This window comes from Granulicella paludicola (assembly GCF_025685545.1).
GTDB classification, from domain to species: Bacteria; Acidobacteriota; Terriglobia; order Terriglobales; family Acidobacteriaceae; genus Granulicella; species Granulicella paludicola.
Map to the genome: position 1 here is coordinate 722,693 of NZ_JAGSYC010000026.1, position 18,333 is coordinate 741,025.

Consider the following 18,333-nt stretch of genomic DNA (forward strand, 5'->3'; position numbering starts at 1 on the left):
TATGAAGCGAGTCCGGTTAGCGGCGGTGTTGCTGTTGTTGGTGGGCGTGGCGCAGGCGGAGAAGAAGCCGAAGTTGCGGATCGTCGATGCGAATGCTCGTGTCGGTGTGGTGACGCGGGTCTTTCATCCCGCGGCAGCTCGCAACTGGCGTGGTGCCGCTGTGCAGGAGCTGGATGCGGTGATCTGGTATCCGGCGAGCGATACCGCGATTGAGACGAAGCAGTTTGTGGGTGATGCGGAGCATCCGCTGTTTGTTGCCGGCAGCGCGATGCCCCATGCAGACTTTGCTCCTCACCTGGAGCGTCTGCCGCTGATCCTGATCTCGCATGGAACAGGCGGCAGTGCTTTGCAGATGGCATGGCTGGGTACGGCGCTGGCGCGGGCCGGGTATATCGCGGTGGCCGTCGATCATCCCGGCAATAACGCGAATGGCAAGCTCACGCCGGAAGGCTTTGCGCTGTGGTGGGAGCGGGCGACGGATTTGTCCAACGTGCTCGACGCGTTGCTAAAGGACGAGACGTTTGGGGTGCGGATAGACTCGACGCGCATTGCGGCTGCGGGTTACTCGCTGGGCGGCTACACGGTGCTGGAACTCGCCGGGGCGCAGACGGATATTGCGCAGTTCTTCGATCGCTGCCGACCCCATCCCGAAGACAAAGCGGGGAAGCCGACCGACGATGCTGCGGTGTGCCATGTGCCGGAGATGCGTGGGATGGGTAGTGTCGACGACATTCTCCAAGCCGTGAGGAAGACGAGTCGCGAGAGCCTGGCGCGATCGGGGGAGAGCTATCGCGATCCCCGGGTAAAGGCGGTGTTTGCGATTGCTCCTGCGCTAGGATTCACGGAAACCCCTGAGAGCTTGCATGCCATTCGCCTGCCGGTGGAGATGGTGGTGGGGACGGAAGATCGCATCGCGCCTGCGAATGAGAATGCGGATTATCTGCGAGCCAACCTGAAGGCCGGGCGCGAGACGACGCTGCCGGGCGTTAGCCACTACACGTTTCTAGATACCTGCACTCCGGCTGGTGTGAGCGCGCTGCCAATGTACTGCACCGAGGCCCCAGGGATTGAGCGGGACGCGGTTCATGCCAGGGTAGCGGCAACGGCGGTGACATTCTTCGATCGCGAACTGCGATGGCGCTAAGGCCTTAGGTTTAGTGGCAGCCGGATTGGATCGTTGGAATGCGTTGCCAGGTCTCTGTCCGGCCGAAGAGAGTGAAGAGAATGTAGCCGCGCAGCTTCAGCTGATTGCCTTCGGGGGTGATGTAGCCACGATAGGTGTGGCCACTAAGCGGGTCATAGAGATGGCCGCCGCCGAGGCGCTTGTCATCGGCAGGCGTGAAGCCGGAGCCGATCACGAGGTTGCAGGCGGGCCGATTGCGCAGTCTGGGGTCGGGGTTGTGGACGTCGACTGTCTGCGGTGGGTTCGGAGAGAGCTTAACCACGCGCAGGCAAACCGCATTGCCACACGGTTCGATGCGGACGATGGCTCCGATGGGAGTGCGCCAGTCGCCCAGGGACGCGGTCACAGGCGATGTCGCATGCGCTGCGGTTACCACAAACAGAAGAGCCAAAAGACTAGAAAGCTTCATCACGATGGGTTGGATGCTTTTTTCCGGGAAGGTCATCGGTCAGGCAATCGAGATTTAGTCGACGCGGCAAATGAGGCACTTGAGATAGCGTGTCTCGGGCAGAGTGAGAATCTCTGGGTGATCGGGAGCGGCAGCGTGCGTCTCCAGCAGCTGTACGCGACGACCGGCATCGGTGGCAGCGGCTGCGACGATCGCGGTGAACTCCTCGAGCGAGACATGGTGCGAGCAGGAGTTGGTGATGAGCGTTCCGCCGGGGTTGAGCAGACGCATGGCGCGCAGGTTGAGCTCTTTATACCCTCGCAGGGCGCCCTCAGTGGCGCGCTTGCTCTTGGCGAAGGCTGGAGGATCGAGCACGATGGCGTCGAATCGGTCGGCCTCTGCGTTGGATTTCTGGGCGATGTCGTCCAGGTGGCGAAGGTATTCGAACGCGTCGGCTTCCACCCAGTCGGTCTCGCAGCGAGCGGCGAGTTCTGGGTTCAGCAGCAGATTGCGGTCGGCGGCTTCCAGAGCGGAACGGCTGGCGTCAACGCCGGTCACGCTGGAACAGATCTTGGCGAGGTGAAGCGCGAAACCGCCTTGATACGTGCAGATGTCGAGAGCTTTCTCCGTGCGACCTGAGGCCGCAACGATGCGCGCGGCGGCTGCGTAGTTCAGTCGCTGGTCGAGGAAGGCGCCGGTCTTCTGGCCGCTGGCCGCGTCGTACTGGAAATGCAGATCGTTGAGTGTAAAGGTGGTCGTCGTGGGTGCAAGCTCGTTACTGGCGAAGAGCGGTTCACTTGAAGGTGCGGGAAGCTGTTCGAGCTCGCGGATGCGAGGGTCGGGACGCTCCCAGATCGTCAGTGGCTCACCGTTCGGAGCCAGGCCCGCGCGAAGGGCTTCGACCAGGACCTTGCGCACGTCATCCTGCGCAGTGCCTTGTGTGAGGAGCTGCGCAAGCACGAGATCGTTGTAGCGGTCAGCAATGATGCCGGGAAGATTATCGGCCTCGGAAAAGATGAGGCGGTGCGCGGTGGTGTTGGGTGCGACGGCTTGGCGCAGAGCGATGGCGGCGTCAATCCGCTGGCGCAGGTCCGCGAGGTACTGCTCGCGAGTGAGCGCAGGCGTATGCGAGACGAGACGTCCAGCAATCTGCGAGGCGTTCGAGTAAAGTGCGGTACCGAGGGGAAGCTCGCGGCGGTCGCTTATCGTGACGAGCGATCCGGCTTCCAGGCCGTCGGTTTTGCTTTCGACATCGGAGCGATAGATCCAAAGGTGGCCCGCACGAAGGCGGTCAGCGGCGCGGAGGGTGATGCGAAGGGTAGACATCTCTCTACCAGTGTAGCGGTGGCCGGTGAAGCTCGCGCTACGGCAGTGTTGGTACGGGGATGTTGAGTAGCTCCGAGATAGCGGTGACGGCGAGGCTGTGGTCCTCGCGCTGCACAAGACCGCTGACGATGACGGAGCCGACAAGGCCTGAGCCTGCGATGACAATCGGAAAACCGCCGCCATCGGTAGCGTAGTCAGAGAGAAAGAGGCCGTGTCGGGCTTCAAGCGTCTGGTTATTGAGCTCGAGTTTGCGACCGACAGCGTAGCTACTGGTGCCGAATCGACGGACAACGTTCCGCTTGCGGCGCACCCAGTCGGCCTGTCCTGGGGTAGCAAGACCGTTGGGCCCGAGCGTGACGGCAGTGAAAAGGATGTGGCCGGCGAGGTCGACTTCGACGGTGCCGCCCGCGTTGAGAGCGGTGAGTTTCGAGCGCAGCAGCGAACCAAGTTGCCAGGCGACATCCGCGTTGAAGGAAGGAAAACGCAGAAGGTTCTCTTGCTGCGTAATGAGGGCGAGGTCGGCGGCGGGGTTGGACATGAAGCAGAGTGTAGAGCAGTCGCGGTAGAGGAGAGAAGAAAAAAGCTCAGGCCTGGGCTTGGCGCTGACGATAGGCCGCTACTTTGTGGCGGTTGCCGCAGGTAGCCATGCTGCACCAGCGGCGGTGGTGGGACTTGGTGTGGTCGTAGAACCAAAGAACGCACGTAGGGTCTTCACAGGTGCGGATGAGGTTGAAGTCGCCGTCGACAAGGAGTTCAGCGGCGGCGTTGGCGAGCGGTCCGAGGATCTGGCGTGGCGTTTCCTGCTTGCGACGGTGTTCGAGGCGCGGCTCGGAAGCCTTGTCCCAGACGAGATGCGGATGGCTCTTGGAGCGAGCCAGGAATTCGTTGAGGAGGTCGGGATTGCCGTGCTTGTGGGCCTTGCGTTTTTCGACGAGCGTGCGGAGCGTCTCGCGAAGCAGACGCGTATCGGCGAGGAGTGAGCCGGCGGGACTGGGAGCCCGGGCCGGAACAGGAATGTCAGCAAGAGCCAGCCAGCGAAGAACATCGGCGTCAGACTGCAGTTGATCGACGAGTTGGCCACCAATCCTAGACGTAGTGTTGAGCAGGTCTAAGGCGGGATGATCGGCAAGGAAGATCGGTTCCATGGTGAGTCCTCAAGGGCAGACCAGATAATTATACCGAAGAAACGAATTTTTGCCGGTTACATAGACATCTGTAACTGCAGAAGAGTAATTTTCAAGGTGTCGCAGATCAAAGCGCCTCCACAGGAGATGACGGTATGACACGCAGAAGCTTTTTAGAGCAGGGTACAGGGTTGGCGGCCGCGGCTGCGCTGGATGCAAAGGCGAAAGCTCAAGAGGCGGATGGCGTGAGTCGGACGACCGTGCCGCATGTCGTCGTGAAGCGCGTGAAGGCGGATGGCGTGACAGTGTTCTATCGGGAGGCTGGGCCAGTGGAGGCGCCGGTGATCCTGCTATTACACGGGTTCCCGACGTCGTCGTTTATGTACCGAGAACTGATGCCGCGACTTGCTGACAAGTTTCGCGTGATTGCTCCGGACCTGCCGGGATTTGGTTTTACGGAGGTGCCGACGGAACGTGGCTATCGGTACACGTTCGATGCCCTCGCAAAGACGATAGAGGCATTTACGGAGGTGCTGCAGTTGAAGCAGTATGCGCTGTATGTGTTCGACTACGGCGCGCCGACAGGGTTGCGACTGGCGATGGCGCACCCGGAGCGAGTGACGGCGATCGTATCGCAGAACGGCAACGCGTACGAAGAGGGTCTGGGGGGCGCGTGGGCACCGATTCAAAAATATTGGCAGGAACCGACATCGGCGAATCGTGAGATCGTGCGGCAGGCCTTGAGCGGTGAGGGGTTGAAGGAGCAATACGTTTACGGCGTGCCGCGTCCGGAGCGGATTGCGCCGGAAGGCTACACGCTCGATGCGGCGATGATCCAGCGCCCGGGAAACATGGAAATCCAGCTAGACCTGTTCCTTGATTATGCGAATAACGTGAAGCTGTATCCAGAGTTCCAGCAGTACTTCCGCAAGCATCAGCCGCCTACCCTGGCGATCTGGGGTGAGCATGACCCTTTCTTTATTCCAGCGGGAGCGAAGGCGTTCCAGCGCGATAATCCGAAGGCGACCGTGCAATTTCTGGATACTGGGCACTTTGCGACGGAGACGCATGTTGTGGAGATTGCGGAGGCGATGCGGCGGTTTCTGAAGTAAGGGTGATACGGCTGTGCGAGGTGCTCGCACAGCCGTAGTAGGTAAAATGGACGGATGGCGCGGACGAAAGCGAATCCGGATGTTGTTGAGACGTCATTGACGGGGCTTGGCCTGTTGGGTACGCCGATCTTCAACAAAGGCACGGCGTTCCCTGAGAGCGAGCGCGATGCCTTTAGTCTCCACGGGCTGCTGCCTCCACAGGTAGGGACACTCGAGCAGCAGGTGGCGCGACGGTTGAAGGCGTTCCATGCCATTGCGCCGGCAGATGACCAAAGCACGGAAGCACAGTTTGCTCGCTACACGTTTATGCGCGATCTGCAGGACGTGAACGAGACGCTTTTCTATGCGCTGATTACGCAGAACGTGGCAGAGATGCTGCCGGTGGTCTACACGCCCTCAGTGGGCGTTGGCTGCGAGCGGTTTTCGGAGATCTGGCGGAAGCCGCGCGGCGTGTTCCTGAGCTATCCGAACATGGACCGCATCGAGCGCATCCTGGGCCATCCGCGCTACGACGGCGTGCGCTGTATCGTAGTGTCGGACGGCGAGCGCATTCTTGGTCTCGGCGATCAGGGCGCGGGCGGCATGGGTATCCCGATCGGCAAGCTGGCGCTTTATACCGCACTGGCGGGGATTCATCCGCTGCAGTGCCTGCCGGTATTTCTGGATGTAGGTACGGACAACATCGACCGCATCACCGACCCGCTGTACCTCGGTTGGAAGGAGCGCCGCGTCCGTGGCGCGGAGTATGACGCTTTCGTTGACCGTTTCGTAAAGGTGGTGAAGCGTCGTTGGCCGCATGTGCTGCTGCAGTGGGAAGACTTTGCTGGAGCGAACGCGGCAAAGCTGCTGGGTCGATATCGCGACACGCTGCCGAGTTTTAATGACGATATTCAGGGCACGGCAGCGGTGGCGGTCGCGACCGTGCTGGCAGCGGTGAATGTCACCGGCGTGCCCTTGCCGCAGCAACGCTTTGTGGTGTTTGGATTCGGCTCGGCTGGGCTTGGTATTGCGGCACTGCTGACGCAGGCGCTGATGAAGGCGGGGTTGAACGAGGTCGAGGCGCGACGCTGCTTCTGGGCTGTCGATAAAGATGGTCTGCTGGTGGAGTGGGCGCAGGGAGTTCGGCCGGAGCAGGGAGCGTATACGCGAACCCAGGCCGAGGTGGAGGGCTGGGTCCGCGATGGCGACGGACGTATCAGTCTGCTGGAGGTAGTGCAGCGTGTCAAACCGACCGTGCTGCTGGGGGTTTCGGGGCAGCCGGGAGCGTTCAGTGAGGATGTGGTGCGGGCGATGGCTGGTGGAGTGTCGCGGCCTGCGATTCTGCCACTGTCGAACCCGACAAGTAAGTGCGAAGCTGCGCCAGACGACTTGATCCGTTGGAGCGAAGGCCGGGCGATTGTGGGTACGGGCAGCCCTTTCCCCCCCGTGAAATTCGCAGGGCGCGAGATGCGGATCGCGCAGACGAATAACTCCTACATCTTCCCGGGACTCGCGCTCGGCATCGTGTGCTCCAAGGCCAGGCGGGTAAGCGACGGCATGATGATGGCTGCTGCCGAGGCGCTCGCTCGTCTGTCGCCGACCCGCACGGATAGCGCGGGGGGTCTGTTACCGCCGCTGGAGTCGTTGCGGAAGGTTTCAACCAGTGTGGCGGTGGCAGTGGGGCGCCAGGCGGCACTGGAAGGGCTCGCTGCCGTAAAGGGCGAAAGCTTTGTGGAAGCCTTAAGAGCAAGCGTGTGGGAGCCGATATATCGTCCCTATAAACGTCGTTAGGGCGAAGCACCCGCTCTCCACGCGCCCGCTTCTCTCAATACTTGTAGACGCGGGCCTCCCACGCGGCCAGGTGTAGCGTCGTCGTGTCCGCCTCGGTGGTTACACTGTTTGCCAGCAGAAGCCTTCCGCTCGCCATCGGCAACGTGTACGTCACAGGCGTCTTCGACATATTGAGTACGACAAGATAATGGTCGTTGTTCAGTGTGCGCGTATAGGCGAAGACCTGCGCGTGCGCGGGGTCCAAGTCTTTGTAATCACCATAGACCAGCGCCGGAGACTTATGGCGCAGAGCAATCATCTGCTGCGTGTAGTGGTAAATCGAGTTTTTGTCGGCGAGTTCTTGTGCGGCGTTGATCTCCACGTAGTTCGGGTTCACAGCGAGCCATGGCTTCGCTGCCGTCGTGAAGCCCGCATTCGCGGAGGCGTTCCACTGCATCGGCGTACGCGCATTGTCGCGGCTGGTGTGCCGCAGGTTCTTGATGAAAGAGTCAACAGGAACATGGCCAGTTAGTACATCGGCCTTATACGCGTTCTTCACTTCGATGTCGTCGAATTGGCTGATGTCGGTGAAGGGGTAGTTGGTCATACCGAGTTCGTCGCCTTGATAAAGAAACGGCGTTCCGCGCATGGTGAGCAGCAGTGTGGCTATGAGCTTGGCGGAGGGAACGCGGAACTGGGGTGAGTCGTCGCCGAAGCTGGAGACGAGGCGCGGGTTGTCGTGGTTTGAGAGGAACACCGTGTCCCAGCTATGGGCGTCCAGCGCCTTCGCGTGGTCGGCGTAGATGGCTTTGAACGCAGGCAGCGTCCACGTCTTGTATTCGTGCCCGTCGCGGTTGATGCGGACAGCATCGAAGTTGAAGATCATGTTGAGCTCATGTCGGCGTTCATCTACGATCTTCGGGGTTCCGGCGAGATCTATCCCTAAAGCTTCGCCCACGGTCATGGTGTCGTACTTTGAGAGGGCCTCGCGATTCATCTCCTGCAGGTACTCATCGCGGTGCGGGCCGTTGGCTAGGGTAGGCACGTAGTTCTGATCGAGGGGCAGGTCGGGAAGGCCGACGGGCTTGGAAATAAGTGGGATCACATCCATGCGGAAGCCATCGACACCCTTGTCGAGCCAGAAGCGCATAAGCGAATAAACCTCCTGGCGGACCTTCGGATTATCCCAGTTCAGGTCAGGCTGCTTGGCGGCGAACAGATGCAAATAAAACTGGTTAGTGGTGGGATCGAGCTGCCACGCCGAGCCGGAGAAGAAGCTGGGCCAGTTGTTCGGTGGGAGCGGATGGGAAGGGTCGGCGGGATTCGGCTTGCCATCGCGCCAGAAGTAGAAGTCGCGATGGGGGTTGTCCTTGGAGAGGCGTGATTGCTTGAACCACTCATGCTCGTCAGAGGTATGGTTCACCACAAGGTCGATGATGAGGCGCATGTGGCGCTTGTGGATACCGGCGAGCAGGCGGTCGAAGTCGGCCATAGTGCCGAACTCTTTCATTACCTTGCGATAGTCACGAATGTCGTAGCCGTTGTCGGCGTTGGGCGAGTCATAATGCGGAGACAGCCAGACAACGTTGATCCCCAGCTGCTGCAGATAGTCGAGCTTGGCAGTGATCCCGTTGAGGTCGCCGACACCGTCGCCGTTGGAATCATTAAAGGAACGGGGATAGACCTGATAAACGACAGCGTCCTTCCACCAGGCGGTGCGATAGCCGTTGATAAGGGTGGTGGGTGCAGTCACGGTCTGAGCGTGGCAAAGAAGGGGTAAAGCAGATGCGAGCGAGAGTACGGCGGCAGCAAGAGTTTTCATCGCTGCCGATGGTACATCTCGCTCGCATGAATGGTGAAATGTCTCTTAGCGATTGAGGTCGTGAATGGCCTGACCCGCAGCCTGAGCCACTTTACCTGCCGCGTCCTTCACGAAGCCGGTAGCCTCATCGACAACGCCATCATCATGTAGGTCCTGATCGCCGGTGAGCTTGCCAGCGGTCTGCTTCACCTTGCCGGAGATCGTATCGCCGATACTGCTGACGCGCTTGTCTACACCCCAGCGGGCGGTGCCGCGGGCTGCGTCTTCGAGGGTGTCATTGCCGGTGGCGTATTCGGGGCCGGGCGTATTCAGGACGATGTAAGCGGCGACGGCAGCGCCGGAGGCGATAGCAAGAATCCAGGGAAGCTTCATAAAAGTTGTCTCCAGCTGTTTGAGATGCACGGTGTGGTCTCCGCGTTGGGCTGGGTCTATGGGATTCAAGCCTAGAATTGAGTCTTATGGCGGATAGAACGAACGAGTTTGATGTGGTGGTGCTGGGCGCAGGCGCGGCGGGAATGATGTGCGCCTTCGAAGCCGGGAGGCGTGGCCGGCGGGTGCTGCTGCTGGACAACGGCGACAAGGTCGGGCGAAAGATTCTGATCTCGGGAGGAGGCCGCTGCAACTTCACGAATATCCATGCGAAGCCGGAGAACTACCTGAGCGAAAATCCCCACTTCGCGCGGTCGGCGATGGCGCGGTTTACTCCAGCAGACATGGTCGCGCTGGTGCAAAAACACGGGATCAGGTATCACGAGAAAACGTTAGGGCAGCTGTTCTGCGATGACTCGGCACGGCAGGTCGTCGTACTTCTGGAAACGGAGTGTAAAGAGGCTGGAGTGGTTACGCGGTGCGGGGTGAATGTGGGAACGGTCACTCGCGAAGCAATCGGATTCAAGTTGACGACCGATGCGGGCGAGCTTCATTGCGGGGCTGTAGTCGTGGCGACGGGCGGATTGTCGATCCCCAAGATGGGTGCGACGGCCTTTGGGTATGAGCTGGCTAAGCAGTTCGGGCATAGCGTCATCGACCCGCGTGCCGGACTGGTGCCGCTCGTGTTCGGAGTGGAGGACCGCGAGCGCTGGTGCGATCTGGCAGGGGTGGCGTTTGAAGTGGTGGCGCGGGGAGAAAGTCCAACCAAGGACGACAAGCCCAAGAAAAAGCTGAGGACGCCGGAGTTCCGCGAGGCATTGTTGGTGACCCATCGTGGCGTGAGCGGGCCAGCAGTATTGCAGGCTTCTTCGTACTGGCGGCCGGGAGGGACCGTGACCTTCGATGTGGCGCCGGGCCGCGAGGTGTTCCGACCCCTGCTTGATAAGAATGCGCGTCGCGACGAGGCAAGTTTGTTTGCTGCGTTACGAGGGGTGTTGCCGCAGCGGATGGCAGAGCGCTGGGTGGCGACTCTGCCGGAACATGACTGGACGAACGCCGGGCTCGCGCGGCTGGAAAGCGAGCTACATGCCTGGACGCTGCGACCGGACGGGAGCGAGGGCTTCGCGAAAGCCGAGGTCACGGTGGGCGGAGTGAACACAGATGAGCTGAACTCGCAGACCATGGAGAGCAAGCGTGTGAAGGGGCTCTACCTCATCGGCGAGGTAGTGGATGTGACGGGCTGGCTTGGTGGTTACAACTTCCAGTGGGCCTGGGCGAGTGCCGTGGCTGCTGGACGAAGCCTATAGAGGCGAGGGCTAGTCGTGAACAGAGTCTTTCGCCTGCTCTGCGGGGATGGGCGCGCCGGGCAAACGAGGCATGATCCATCGCGAGATGAAGACGAGTACAAAGTACGCGACAACGGCTTCGAGCGCGAGTAGCGGAAGTCCCGCTCCGCAAGCCATGCCGATACCCGTCACGAGCCAGATCGTAGCCGCTGTGGTAAGTCCTTTGACGCGGTCGTCGTGGACGAAGATCAGTCCCGCGCCGATGAAGCCGATGCCGGTGACAATCTGTGCGGCGACGCGCGAGGGATCGAGGACGACGCGGCCATCAACAAGGACATCGCTGAAGCCGTACTTGGAGATAAGCACGAAGAGAGCGGCGGAGGTGCCGACGACGGTGTAGGTGCGCAGGCCTGCGCTCTTGTGGCGGATTTCACGTTCAATTCCGATGATGGCCGAGAGCACGAACGCTGCAGCGAGCTCCGCAATCTGAAGAAGACCCTGCCCGTTGCTATTGCCCGCGCTACCCCAAAGATGCATGGAGAGATTGTAGACCTGCGACTACTGCACGGTGAGAGTAAGGGGAACGCTGTGCGTCAGGCCGTCTGCCGTCGCGCTGATGCTGAGGTTGTAGCTGCCGGTGGGCGTGGGCTTGGTGGGATTGGACGGGCCGCTCGTCGGCGGAATGATGCGGGTACCGGTGCAGCCAGCAAGAAGAACGAGGACCAGAGAGCAGGGAGTCAGGAGGACGAATTTGCACCGAGCGAGGCTCCGACGTCGCAGTGTAAACGGTAGCGTCAGGAATAGCAGTGCCAGGTAGAAGGTGCGCGGAGTGTGGAGCGAGGCTGTTGCTGCCGTCGTGACGACGGTGACGGTAAGGGGCGTGGTGTTGCCGAGTGAAGCCGCGGGCGGTGTAATCGTGCAGGTGCTGTAGGTGGGCGCTCCGGTGCAGGTGAGAGCGATATTGCCAGTGAGGCTGGCAAGGGAGCTTAGCTGCAGGGTATAGGTGGTAGTAGCACCGGCCTTGAGAGTGGCCGCGGCAGAGCCTGTGGAGACGAGCACGAAGTCGATGCCAGTACCGCTGAGCGCAACGGTCTGTGTTGCGATAGCCGCGTTGGTGCTGAGGGTGAGAGCCCCATCGAGTGGGCCGCTTGTTGTTGGCGTGAAGACGAGGGTGTAGGTGCAAGTGGCTCCGGCGGCCAGGGTTGAGTTGCAGGTGGTAGAGGCAAGGGTAAAGTTCACCGAAAGTGCGGTGTTGGAGATCGCGAGCGGCAGGCCGCCATTATTAGTCAGCGTAACGGTCTGTGCTGGCGAGGCGAGCGAAACGCCGGTGTCTGAGAAAGATAGCGCACTCGGAGAGAGGGACACACCAGGAGGCGCCACGCCAGTCCCGGTGACTGTTATCGTCTGCGAACGAAACTGATCGGTTAGGGTAACGGTCGCCGAGCGCGTGCCAACCGCTGTGGGTGTGAACACGATACTCAACGCGCAGGTAGTGCCTGCTGAGAGGGAGTTGCCGCAACTGCTTGTGAGAGCGAAGTCGCCGGGTGTAATGCTGGCGTTAATCAGGGTAAGAGCCACGCCTCCCGCGTTGGTGAGCGTAACCTGCTGCGCTGCGCCGCTGATGTTGAGTTGTTGCGCCGGAAAGGTGAGCGCGCTGCTGGAGAGGGTATCCGTTGCCGGGGCGTTGCCGGTACCTGTCAGCGTTGCCGTTTGCATGCCTGCTGAGTCAGTCAGGGAGAGCACGGCATTGCGGGCACCCGCCGCGGAGGGCGTAAAGCTGATGGAGACTGCGCAAGCGGTCTGGGGAGCTAGCGTGCTGGTGCACGTATTGGCTACGAAGGTGAAGTCGCTTGCGTTCGTGCCGGTGATGGTTGGCGCTTGCAGATTTGCGGTTGTGCCGCCGTTATTAGCAATGCTGATGATCTGCGAAGGGTCGGACTGATTGACGACAACGGCTGCGAAGGTGAGCGAGGTGGGCGTGAAGACGACACTCGGAGCGCTCGTACCTGTGCCGCTGAGTGGAACGAGGTCCTGCCCCGTGGGAATGTTCGCGTAGATGTTGAGCCGTCCGAGACGGTTGCCTGTCGTCGTTGGGTTGAAGGTGATCTGCACCGCGCACGTCGCGTTTACGGGAAGTGTCTGCTGCGAGCACGTGTCGCTGGCGATGGCAAAATCACCAGAGATCGTGAGCGTGGCAAAGACGGCGGGTGCATTGCCACTACTGGTTAAAGTGAGGGTCTGCGCCGCAGACTGAGTGGAGACCTGCGTGGCAGGGAAGGTCAGTGTCGAAGCTGAGAGCGTGAGGGCGGGTAGCGTGGGGCTGCTGGCGGTGAGGAGTGGCGTCTGCCAGAGCCCTCGGCCATAGGTTGCTGCGCGCAACATGCCGGTAAGGCCGGTACCGGTAGCCATGTTGGCTGCGGTTTGCATGGCGATCACCGGCGCGTTGGGTAGTCCGGTTCCGAGCAGTGACCAGCAGTTCGTAGTGGGGCAGGTATTGACGGTCTGCGTCACGTAGACGCCGGTGTCGAGCGCGAGGTAGACAGTGTTGGCGTCGTTGGGGTCGACGGCAACGGCGTTTGCCGGGGCGTCGGGCAGGTTTGCAGAAAGGTTAATCCAGTGCGCGCCGAAGTCGGTGGAGCGGTAGAGGTGCGGATAGCCGAACCCCATGATCGTGGCATACACCGTCGCGCCGCTCGCGTCGTGAGGGTCAGCGGCGAGGGAAGAGATGTCGAAGGCCGCCGGATTGAAGAGGTTCGCGTCCGCTAGATCGTTGGTGACGGGCGACGTGGCGATGTCCCGCCAGATGGGCGCAGTGTTGGCGGTGGTGGTGACGAAGAGATGTCCGGCAAGGGTGCTGCCGCCGTCGAGCGCACCGCTCAGTCCCGAATAGAGAACGGATGAGCCAGAGAACTGCGGATTGCTGCTGACGGTGCTGGGGCCGGCGGCGGCGAGTGAGCGGATGAAGGGGCTGGTGGAGGTGCACGGCGTGCCGCTATTGTTCAGTGAGGGGCTGATGGCGTTGGCGGTGGACCAGGTCGTGCCGGTAGCTGCCGGCCCTCTCCAGATGCGGCAGGTGGCGACGAGCAGGTTCGTCGTAAGTGCGGGGTCCAGAAGTGACGGTGCATCGAGCAGGCTGGCGTCGTAGGCAGTCTGTGGTGCGCCGATGGTTGCGGGAGGTAGGAAGCTGGCCGCTGTGCAAGCCGAACCCATTGGGCAAAGGGCAAGGTTCACGCCTGCTCCGATGGTGAGCAGCCAGTTATTCGGCGTATTGGGGTCGAGCAGCGGATAGCCACCTTCGCCCGCAGATAACTGCGGCCATACCGTAAGCGCAGAGGCGGTGCTGGTGGCCGCAGAGCCGTTTGCGCCGAGACCTGCGAGCAATGTGTTGGGATCAGAAGGATGTTGTGCAAAGTTGACGACCTCAGCGAGTGAACCGCTGAAGCCCGCGTTGAGATTGTCGAAGTGTGTGATGTCCGACGCTGAGCACGTAGGGCCGGTTTCGGCAACGCCATCGAGCGAGCGCCAGAGGCCGCCATCGTTGCCAAGATAGAGAATGGGTACGCCGCTCGACTGGGCGACAGCCGCGAGTGTGTGTTGCGCTGGTGCAACAGCTGCAGGGGCATTGCAGCCATCGAGAGCATTCGTGGTGTTGCGTAGCGTGCAGCTACTGCCGCCGGCGGTCATGGCGCAACGGTAGAGGTCGACGGTTCCGGCAAAAAGTAACGTGCCATTGGCTGCCACAGGCGCTGCCGCAAGTGCAAGGTCGTAGCTGCCCTGAGCTATCTGCGAGGTTCCGGTGGTGTCGAGCACGTTGTTGTCGATACGCGTGGCGAAGGTAGGCGCCGACGCTGCGCAGGTGCTGGAGGTTGCGAGGCAGAGGTCCTGCCAGAGGCCGAGGTCGTTGTTGTTGGCGTCGACCGTCAGAGCGTAGAGGTCGCCTGTGGCAGGCTGGGCTGTGATGACACCCCTGAAGAGGGGACAGTTGCTTGAGCCAACACCATTCACGCCGACGGGGCAGTTTGCGGTCGTGAGCGTGGTGCCGGGTTGCGCGGTGAGGCGCGTCCATGTAATGCCATCGGTTGAACTGTAGTACCCGTGACTGCGAATGGCAGCAAAGAAGCGCTGTCTCTGCGCGTTCCACACAACAGAGGTGGCAGCATTGCCGACCTGTCCGGTCCCCAGCGGTTCAGGCTCCTGCACAATCGTTGCGCCGTCGTAGAGAGTCGCCATCTGCCACGTCGCGCCGCTATCGTTGGAGTAGTACAGTCCGGGGATCGAAGTGGTGTTGGGAGCCGCCACAAAGGCAGCCTGTGGCGAGAGGCTGAAGGCAGCAACCGCGAGCGTCGGTGTCGCCGTGCTGAAGGCCAGGGCCGCTGTTGCTAGTCCTGTAAAGGAATGATTGCCGTTCACGCCATCGTGCGAGCCGGAGATAAGCGTCCAGCTGACGCCGTTATCGGTTGAGCGAAGGATGCCCAGCCCATAATAAGAGTCGGTCGAATCGTTGGAGTCGCCGGTGCCTGCGAGCAGTACCGGATTGGCCTTGGGCTGCACGGCAACCGCGCCGATGGAAAGGGATGCCTGCGCGTCCGTCAGCGGTGCGAATCTGATGGCGGTGAGTGGGCCTGCTGCATTGGAAGATTTCCAGACTCCGCCGCCGGTGGTTCCCAGATATACGGTATTTCCTGTGGCATCGTTGGGATCAGCCGCGAGCGCGGTGATGCGACCAGTGAGGTTACCGAAGGTCGGCGAGGTGATGGCGACGGGCCCGAGCGGCTGCCAGGCGTTCGCGAGGTTCGCCGTCAGCGGAAGAGCGATGCTTTGCGAACGCGCTTTGAGCAGCGAGGCCGCAGGCAGCAGTGACTTATCTTTGGTTTGGCGTTGTTGCAGGAAGCGCTGCGTTCGTTGCGCTAAGGGCTGTTGCGAAAACAGCGCAGGTGGGGCCGTCGCCAGAAGCGATAGCAGCGTGAACACACGAAGGTGAAAGCCTGCGAAACAACTCTGCGGCAAGCGAGATCCTGATGGTTCGAACGCAGCTGCCAAACCCATAACAGGGGTTATCGGAAGAATGCGCCGAGAAGATGAGGGGCCTGCCGAGGATTCTACTGCAAGTAGTGATCGAGCGTGGAAGTTACAGGCTCATGGCTATCAGGCTGCAGAGCGCGGCCACAGTCAGCACGATGATCCGTGAGCGGTGCAGGGTGTCCCACTTTTGGTGCTCGCGCCGATCCGCGTCGGACATTGCGCCTTTGAGTCGCATCATCCGGTTGTTGATGGGCACGAGAAAAAGCAAAGTCATAAGAATCGCCATTGCCCACAGGGCCGTCGCGCAATAAAGCAGGACAGAATCGAGCTGGCCGCGGCGCAGAATACTCTCTGCGATCAGAAGCAGCAGATTAGCGCCATACCAGAAGGGCATGGCATTGCCGAGTCGCCTCGCGAAGTGACGGAGAACCTCCGCCTGGGTGAGTGGATCAAGTCGGTTGAGGATGGGATCGATGAAGACTGCGACGCAGAGCTCGATCCCGATCATCAGGGCGAGGGAGAGTGTTGTGACGAGGTCAAGGATGAGCATGGGTGTCCTCTCGCCTAAGATACGTTGTCCTGAAAGGATGGTTCCTGGCGCCGTCAACTAGCAGCGAACAATGTTCGTCGACTTTAGCCCGCGCGTGGCGTTACGCGTATCGATGAATAGGCGACTCGCAGTGACGAGTGCTGGGATGTCATATGCGCTGTGATTGGTCGCAAGCAGGACGCAGTCAAACTCAGGTATCTGCTCGAGTGGCGTGGACGTGGTCTTCAAAGAGTAGTGACGTCCTGCATCGACTGACGGGAAGTAAGGATCGTTATAGGCGACGTGCGCTCCGGCCTGCTGAAACAGGGAGAAGAGCGTAAGTGCAGGGGATTCGCGCAGGTCGTCGATATCGCGCTTGTAGGCAATGCCAAGCAGGAGCACGCGCTTGCCTTGAAGCGTACCGAGCGCGCGGCGCGCAGTATCGACGACAAAGGCGGGCATCGCTTCATTGACCTCGCCGGCGAGTTCGATGAAGCGCGTCGGTTGATTGAACTGCCGGGCACGCCAGCTCAGGTAGAACGGATCGACCGGAATGCAGTGACCGCCAATTCCAGGGCCGGGGTAGAACGGTTGGAAGCCGAAGGGCTTGGTAGATGCCGCATCGATAACCTCCCAGATGTCTATGCCCATCGCGAGGCACAGCTGCTTCAGCTCGTTGACCAGCGCGATGTTGACTCCGCGGTAGATGTTTTCAAGCAGTTTGGTCATCTCCGCCGCGTCGGGCGAGGACATGGGAATCGTGCGGTCAAAGATGGCTCCATAGAGCGCGCAGGCTGCAGCGGTCGCCGTCGCACTGGTGCCACCGATGACCTTCGGGATCTCGCGGCGGGGAGTGGTTGTGTTCCCGGGGTCTTCGCGCTCCGGACTGAAGGCGACAAGGTTGCCGAGAAGGATCGTGGAGGGCTCGGCTTCGGTGACTGAATCGTCGTCGGTGTGCGGCCGCAAGCCGACCGGGCCATGTTGTTGCAGCGCCGGCACGACAAGTTCACGCGTGGTGCCGGGATACGTGGTGCTCTCGAGCACAATCAACTGCCCAGGGAAGCTGTGGGGAGCGACGGCTTCGACCGTGTGTTGAACATAGCTAAGGTCTGGCTCGTGTCCTGCGCCCAGCGGGGTGGGAACGCAGATGAGCACAGCGTCACACTCGCGGAGCAGAGAAAAATCACTGGTCGCGCTGAATCCTGCAGCTCGCGCGGCGGCGATGTCCGCTGAAGGAATGCGGTGGATATAACTGATGCCGTCTTGCAGGCTGTCGACCTTGGCTTGATCGATGTCGAAGCCAGTGACGGTGAAACCTGCTTCCACGAAGAGCAGCGTGAGCGGCAGGCCGACATAACCGAGGCCGATGATGCCGAGGCGGGTTTCGCGGGCATCGACGCGGGCTGTCCATTCAGCGAGTGTATGCAAACGCTTCATCGTACTCGCGATTCCTGAAGTTGAGCGGCCAGCTGCTCGCGGTGCCATGCGACGGTCCGTGCGAGGCCATCTTCAAAGGACACGAGCGGCTCGTAGCCAAATGCCTCCTTCGCTGCAGAGATGTCGGCCAGGGACGTGTCGATGTCCCCGCTGCGACGTTCCGTGTTGACAGGCGGAGCCGTCTGCCCGGTCAGCCTGGCAAGCACCTCGTAGGTGTGGTTCAGCGAGAAGCGTTCGCCGCACGCGACGTTGAAGACGCGGCCCGCGACATTTGCTGCAGGAGCATTCAATGCGAGCAGGTTCGCGGAGACGGCGTTCGCGATGTAGGTGAAGTCACGCGATTGTGTGCCGTCGCCCTGCATCACGCAGGGTTCGTTCCGCAGCATGTTCAGTGCCCACTTCGCAATGACGCCGGAGTAAGGCGAGTCCGGTGCCTGCCGCGGTCCGAAGATGTTGAAGTAGCGCAGGCACACCGTCTCCATGCCATACACCCGTGCGTAGCTCTGCATGTACAGCTCGCCGGTGAGCTTCTGCACGGGGTACGGCGCGATGGGTTCGGGCTTCATCGTCTCTACACGTGGAAAGCCGGGCTGATTACCGTAGGCGGAGCTTGACGCCGCGTAGAGCACACGCTTTATACCGGCTGCACGCGCACCCTCAAGCACGTTGAAGGTGCCCTCGATATTTGCGTTATGCGAGGGGCGCGGTTCCTTCACGCTGCGTGGCACGCTGGGCAGCGCGCCTTGGTGCAGGATGGCGTCCACGCCGCGGCAGGCACTGACGACGGCGGAAGCGTCGGCCAGATTGGCCTCGATGAAATCCACGCCTGAGGGAATATTCGAGAGCTTGCCGGTCGCGAGACTGTCAAAGCCACGGACGGCGTGGCCCTGCGCGAGCAAGGCCTCTGCGAGATGTGAGCCGATGAAGCCAGCGACGCCGGTGATGAGATAAGTAGCCAAGAAGACTAGTTTACCGTGCGGCGCCGC

Annotated in this window: 15 protein-coding genes; 4 read left to right on the forward strand and 11 right to left on the reverse strand. The window is 61.1% G+C overall.

The window, feature by feature from the left end; all coding sequences use genetic code 11:
- Position 1: 1 nt before the first annotated feature.
- Complete coding sequence (locus tag OHL14_RS18655; RefSeq protein WP_263380890.1) at positions 2–1,144, forward strand: alpha/beta hydrolase family protein; 1,143 nt, start codon at positions 2–4, stop codon at positions 1,142–1,144.
- 10 nt (positions 1,145–1,154) lie between these two features.
- On the opposite strand, the gene OHL14_RS18660 is transcribed toward OHL14_RS18655, so the two are convergent.
- From OHL14_RS18660 to OHL14_RS18675, 4 genes are read right to left on the reverse strand one after another with little or no spacing between them, the layout of a single operon-like run.
- Positions 1,155–1,592 (reverse strand): DUF2147 domain-containing protein, encoded by a 438-nt coding sequence (locus OHL14_RS18660; protein WP_263381155.1) that lies wholly within the window; start codon positions 1,590–1,592, stop codon positions 1,155–1,157.
- Positions 1,593–1,646: 54 nt separating this feature from the next.
- Positions 1,647–2,897: a class I SAM-dependent rRNA methyltransferase gene (locus OHL14_RS18665; protein ID WP_263380891.1), complete on the reverse strand. Its 1,251-nt coding sequence runs from the start codon at positions 2,895–2,897 to the stop codon at positions 1,647–1,649.
- Positions 2,898–2,934: 37 nt separating this feature from the next.
- Positions 2,935–3,435: a heme-degrading domain-containing protein gene (locus tag OHL14_RS18670; protein WP_263380892.1), complete on the reverse strand. Its 501-nt coding sequence runs from the start codon at positions 3,433–3,435 to the stop codon at positions 2,935–2,937.
- 46 nt (positions 3,436–3,481) lie between these two features.
- On the reverse strand, positions 3,482–4,042 hold the full coding sequence (locus OHL14_RS18675; protein WP_263380893.1) for a CGNR zinc finger domain-containing protein: 561 nt from the start codon (positions 4,040–4,042) through the stop codon (positions 3,482–3,484).
- Between the two features lie 134 nt (positions 4,043–4,176).
- Between OHL14_RS18675 and OHL14_RS18680 the strand changes: the two genes are divergently transcribed.
- Positions 4,177–5,133 (forward strand): alpha/beta fold hydrolase, encoded by a 957-nt coding sequence (locus OHL14_RS18680; protein ID WP_263380894.1) that lies wholly within the window; start codon positions 4,177–4,179, stop codon positions 5,131–5,133.
- 54 nt (positions 5,134–5,187) lie between these two features.
- On the forward strand, positions 5,188–6,903 hold the full coding sequence (locus OHL14_RS18685; protein WP_263380895.1) for an NAD-dependent malic enzyme: 1,716 nt from the start codon (positions 5,188–5,190) through the stop codon (positions 6,901–6,903).
- Between the two features lie 34 nt (positions 6,904–6,937).
- Here OHL14_RS18685 and OHL14_RS18690 read toward each other — a convergent pair whose 3' ends face one another.
- Positions 6,938–8,704 (reverse strand): glycoside hydrolase family 13 protein, encoded by a 1,767-nt coding sequence (locus tag OHL14_RS18690; protein WP_263380896.1) that lies wholly within the window; start codon positions 8,702–8,704, stop codon positions 6,938–6,940.
- 45 nt (positions 8,705–8,749) lie between these two features.
- The gene (locus OHL14_RS18695) at positions 8,750–9,076 is read right to left on the reverse strand and encodes a CsbD family protein (RefSeq protein WP_263380897.1); all 327 of its coding nucleotides are present in this window, start codon (positions 9,074–9,076) and stop codon (positions 8,750–8,752) included.
- A gap of 86 nt (positions 9,077–9,162) precedes the next feature.
- On the opposite strand from OHL14_RS18695, the gene OHL14_RS18700 reads away from it, so the two are divergent.
- A complete protein-coding gene (locus OHL14_RS18700; protein ID WP_263380898.1) occupies positions 9,163–10,380 on the forward strand; it encodes a BaiN/RdsA family NAD(P)/FAD-dependent oxidoreductase in 1,218 nt (405 codons plus the stop codon).
- A gap of 9 nt (positions 10,381–10,389) precedes the next feature.
- Here OHL14_RS18700 and OHL14_RS18705 read toward each other — a convergent pair whose 3' ends face one another.
- The 5 genes from OHL14_RS18705 to OHL14_RS18725 form a co-directional block, all read right to left on the reverse strand.
- Positions 10,390–10,896, reverse strand: a complete 507-nt coding sequence (locus OHL14_RS18705) for an MgtC/SapB family protein (protein ID WP_263380899.1) — start codon at positions 10,894–10,896, stop codon at positions 10,390–10,392.
- A 21-nt stretch (positions 10,897–10,917) separates the two neighbouring features.
- On the reverse strand, positions 10,918–15,366 hold the full coding sequence (locus tag OHL14_RS18710) for a choice-of-anchor D domain-containing protein (protein WP_263380900.1): 4,449 nt from the start codon (positions 15,364–15,366) through the stop codon (positions 10,918–10,920).
- 121 nt (positions 15,367–15,487) lie between these two features.
- On the reverse strand, positions 15,488–15,931 hold the full coding sequence (locus tag OHL14_RS18715) for a DUF1772 domain-containing protein (RefSeq protein ID WP_263380901.1): 444 nt from the start codon (positions 15,929–15,931) through the stop codon (positions 15,488–15,490).
- A 57-nt stretch (positions 15,932–15,988) separates the two neighbouring features.
- Positions 15,989–17,347, reverse strand: a complete 1,359-nt coding sequence (locus OHL14_RS18720; RefSeq protein WP_263380902.1) for a nucleotide sugar dehydrogenase — start codon at positions 17,345–17,347, stop codon at positions 15,989–15,991.
- Positions 17,344–18,306, reverse strand: coding sequence for an NAD-dependent epimerase/dehydratase family protein (locus tag OHL14_RS18725; protein ID WP_263380903.1), 963 nt, complete (start codon positions 18,304–18,306; stop codon positions 17,344–17,346). Before OHL14_RS18725 ends, OHL14_RS18720 begins: the two co-directional genes overlap by 4 nt.
- Between the last annotated feature and the right edge of the window lie 27 nt (positions 18,307–18,333).

Coding starts and splice junctions, on each gene's coding strand:
- OHL14_RS18695 (WP_263380897.1), bottom strand. CDS start 9,076: ATGAAGCTTCCCTGGATTCTTGCTATCGCCTCCGGCGCTGCCGTCGCC.
- OHL14_RS18665 (WP_263380891.1), bottom strand. CDS start 2,897: ATGTCTACCCTTCGCATCACCCTCCGCGCCGCTGACCGCCTTCGTGCG.
- OHL14_RS18675 (WP_263380893.1), bottom strand. CDS start 4,042: ATGGAACCGATCTTCCTTGCCGATCATCCCGCCTTAGACCTGCTCAAC.
- OHL14_RS18715 (WP_263380901.1), bottom strand. CDS start 15,931: ATGCTCATCCTTGACCTCGTCACAACACTCTCCCTCGCCCTGATGATC.
- OHL14_RS18670 (WP_263380892.1), bottom strand. CDS start 3,435: ATGTCCAACCCCGCCGCCGACCTCGCCCTCATTACGCAGCAAGAGAAC.
- OHL14_RS18655 (WP_263380890.1), top strand. CDS start 2: ATGAAGCGAGTCCGGTTAGCGGCGGTGTTGCTGTTGTTGGTGGGCGTG.
- OHL14_RS18680 (WP_263380894.1), top strand. CDS start 4,177: ATGACACGCAGAAGCTTTTTAGAGCAGGGTACAGGGTTGGCGGCCGCG.
- OHL14_RS18690 (WP_263380896.1), bottom strand. CDS start 8,704: ATGAAAACTCTTGCTGCCGCCGTACTCTCGCTCGCATCTGCTTTACCC.
- OHL14_RS18720 (WP_263380902.1), bottom strand. CDS start 17,347: ATGAAGCGTTTGCATACACTCGCTGAATGGACAGCCCGCGTCGATGCC.
- OHL14_RS18700 (WP_263380898.1), top strand. CDS start 9,163: ATGGCGGATAGAACGAACGAGTTTGATGTGGTGGTGCTGGGCGCAGGC.
- OHL14_RS18660 (WP_263381155.1), bottom strand. CDS start 1,592: ATGAAGCTTTCTAGTCTTTTGGCTCTTCTGTTTGTGGTAACCGCAGCG.
- OHL14_RS18705 (WP_263380899.1), bottom strand. CDS start 10,896: ATGCATCTTTGGGGTAGCGCGGGCAATAGCAACGGGCAGGGTCTTCTT.
- OHL14_RS18685 (WP_263380895.1), top strand. CDS start 5,188: ATGGCGCGGACGAAAGCGAATCCGGATGTTGTTGAGACGTCATTGACG.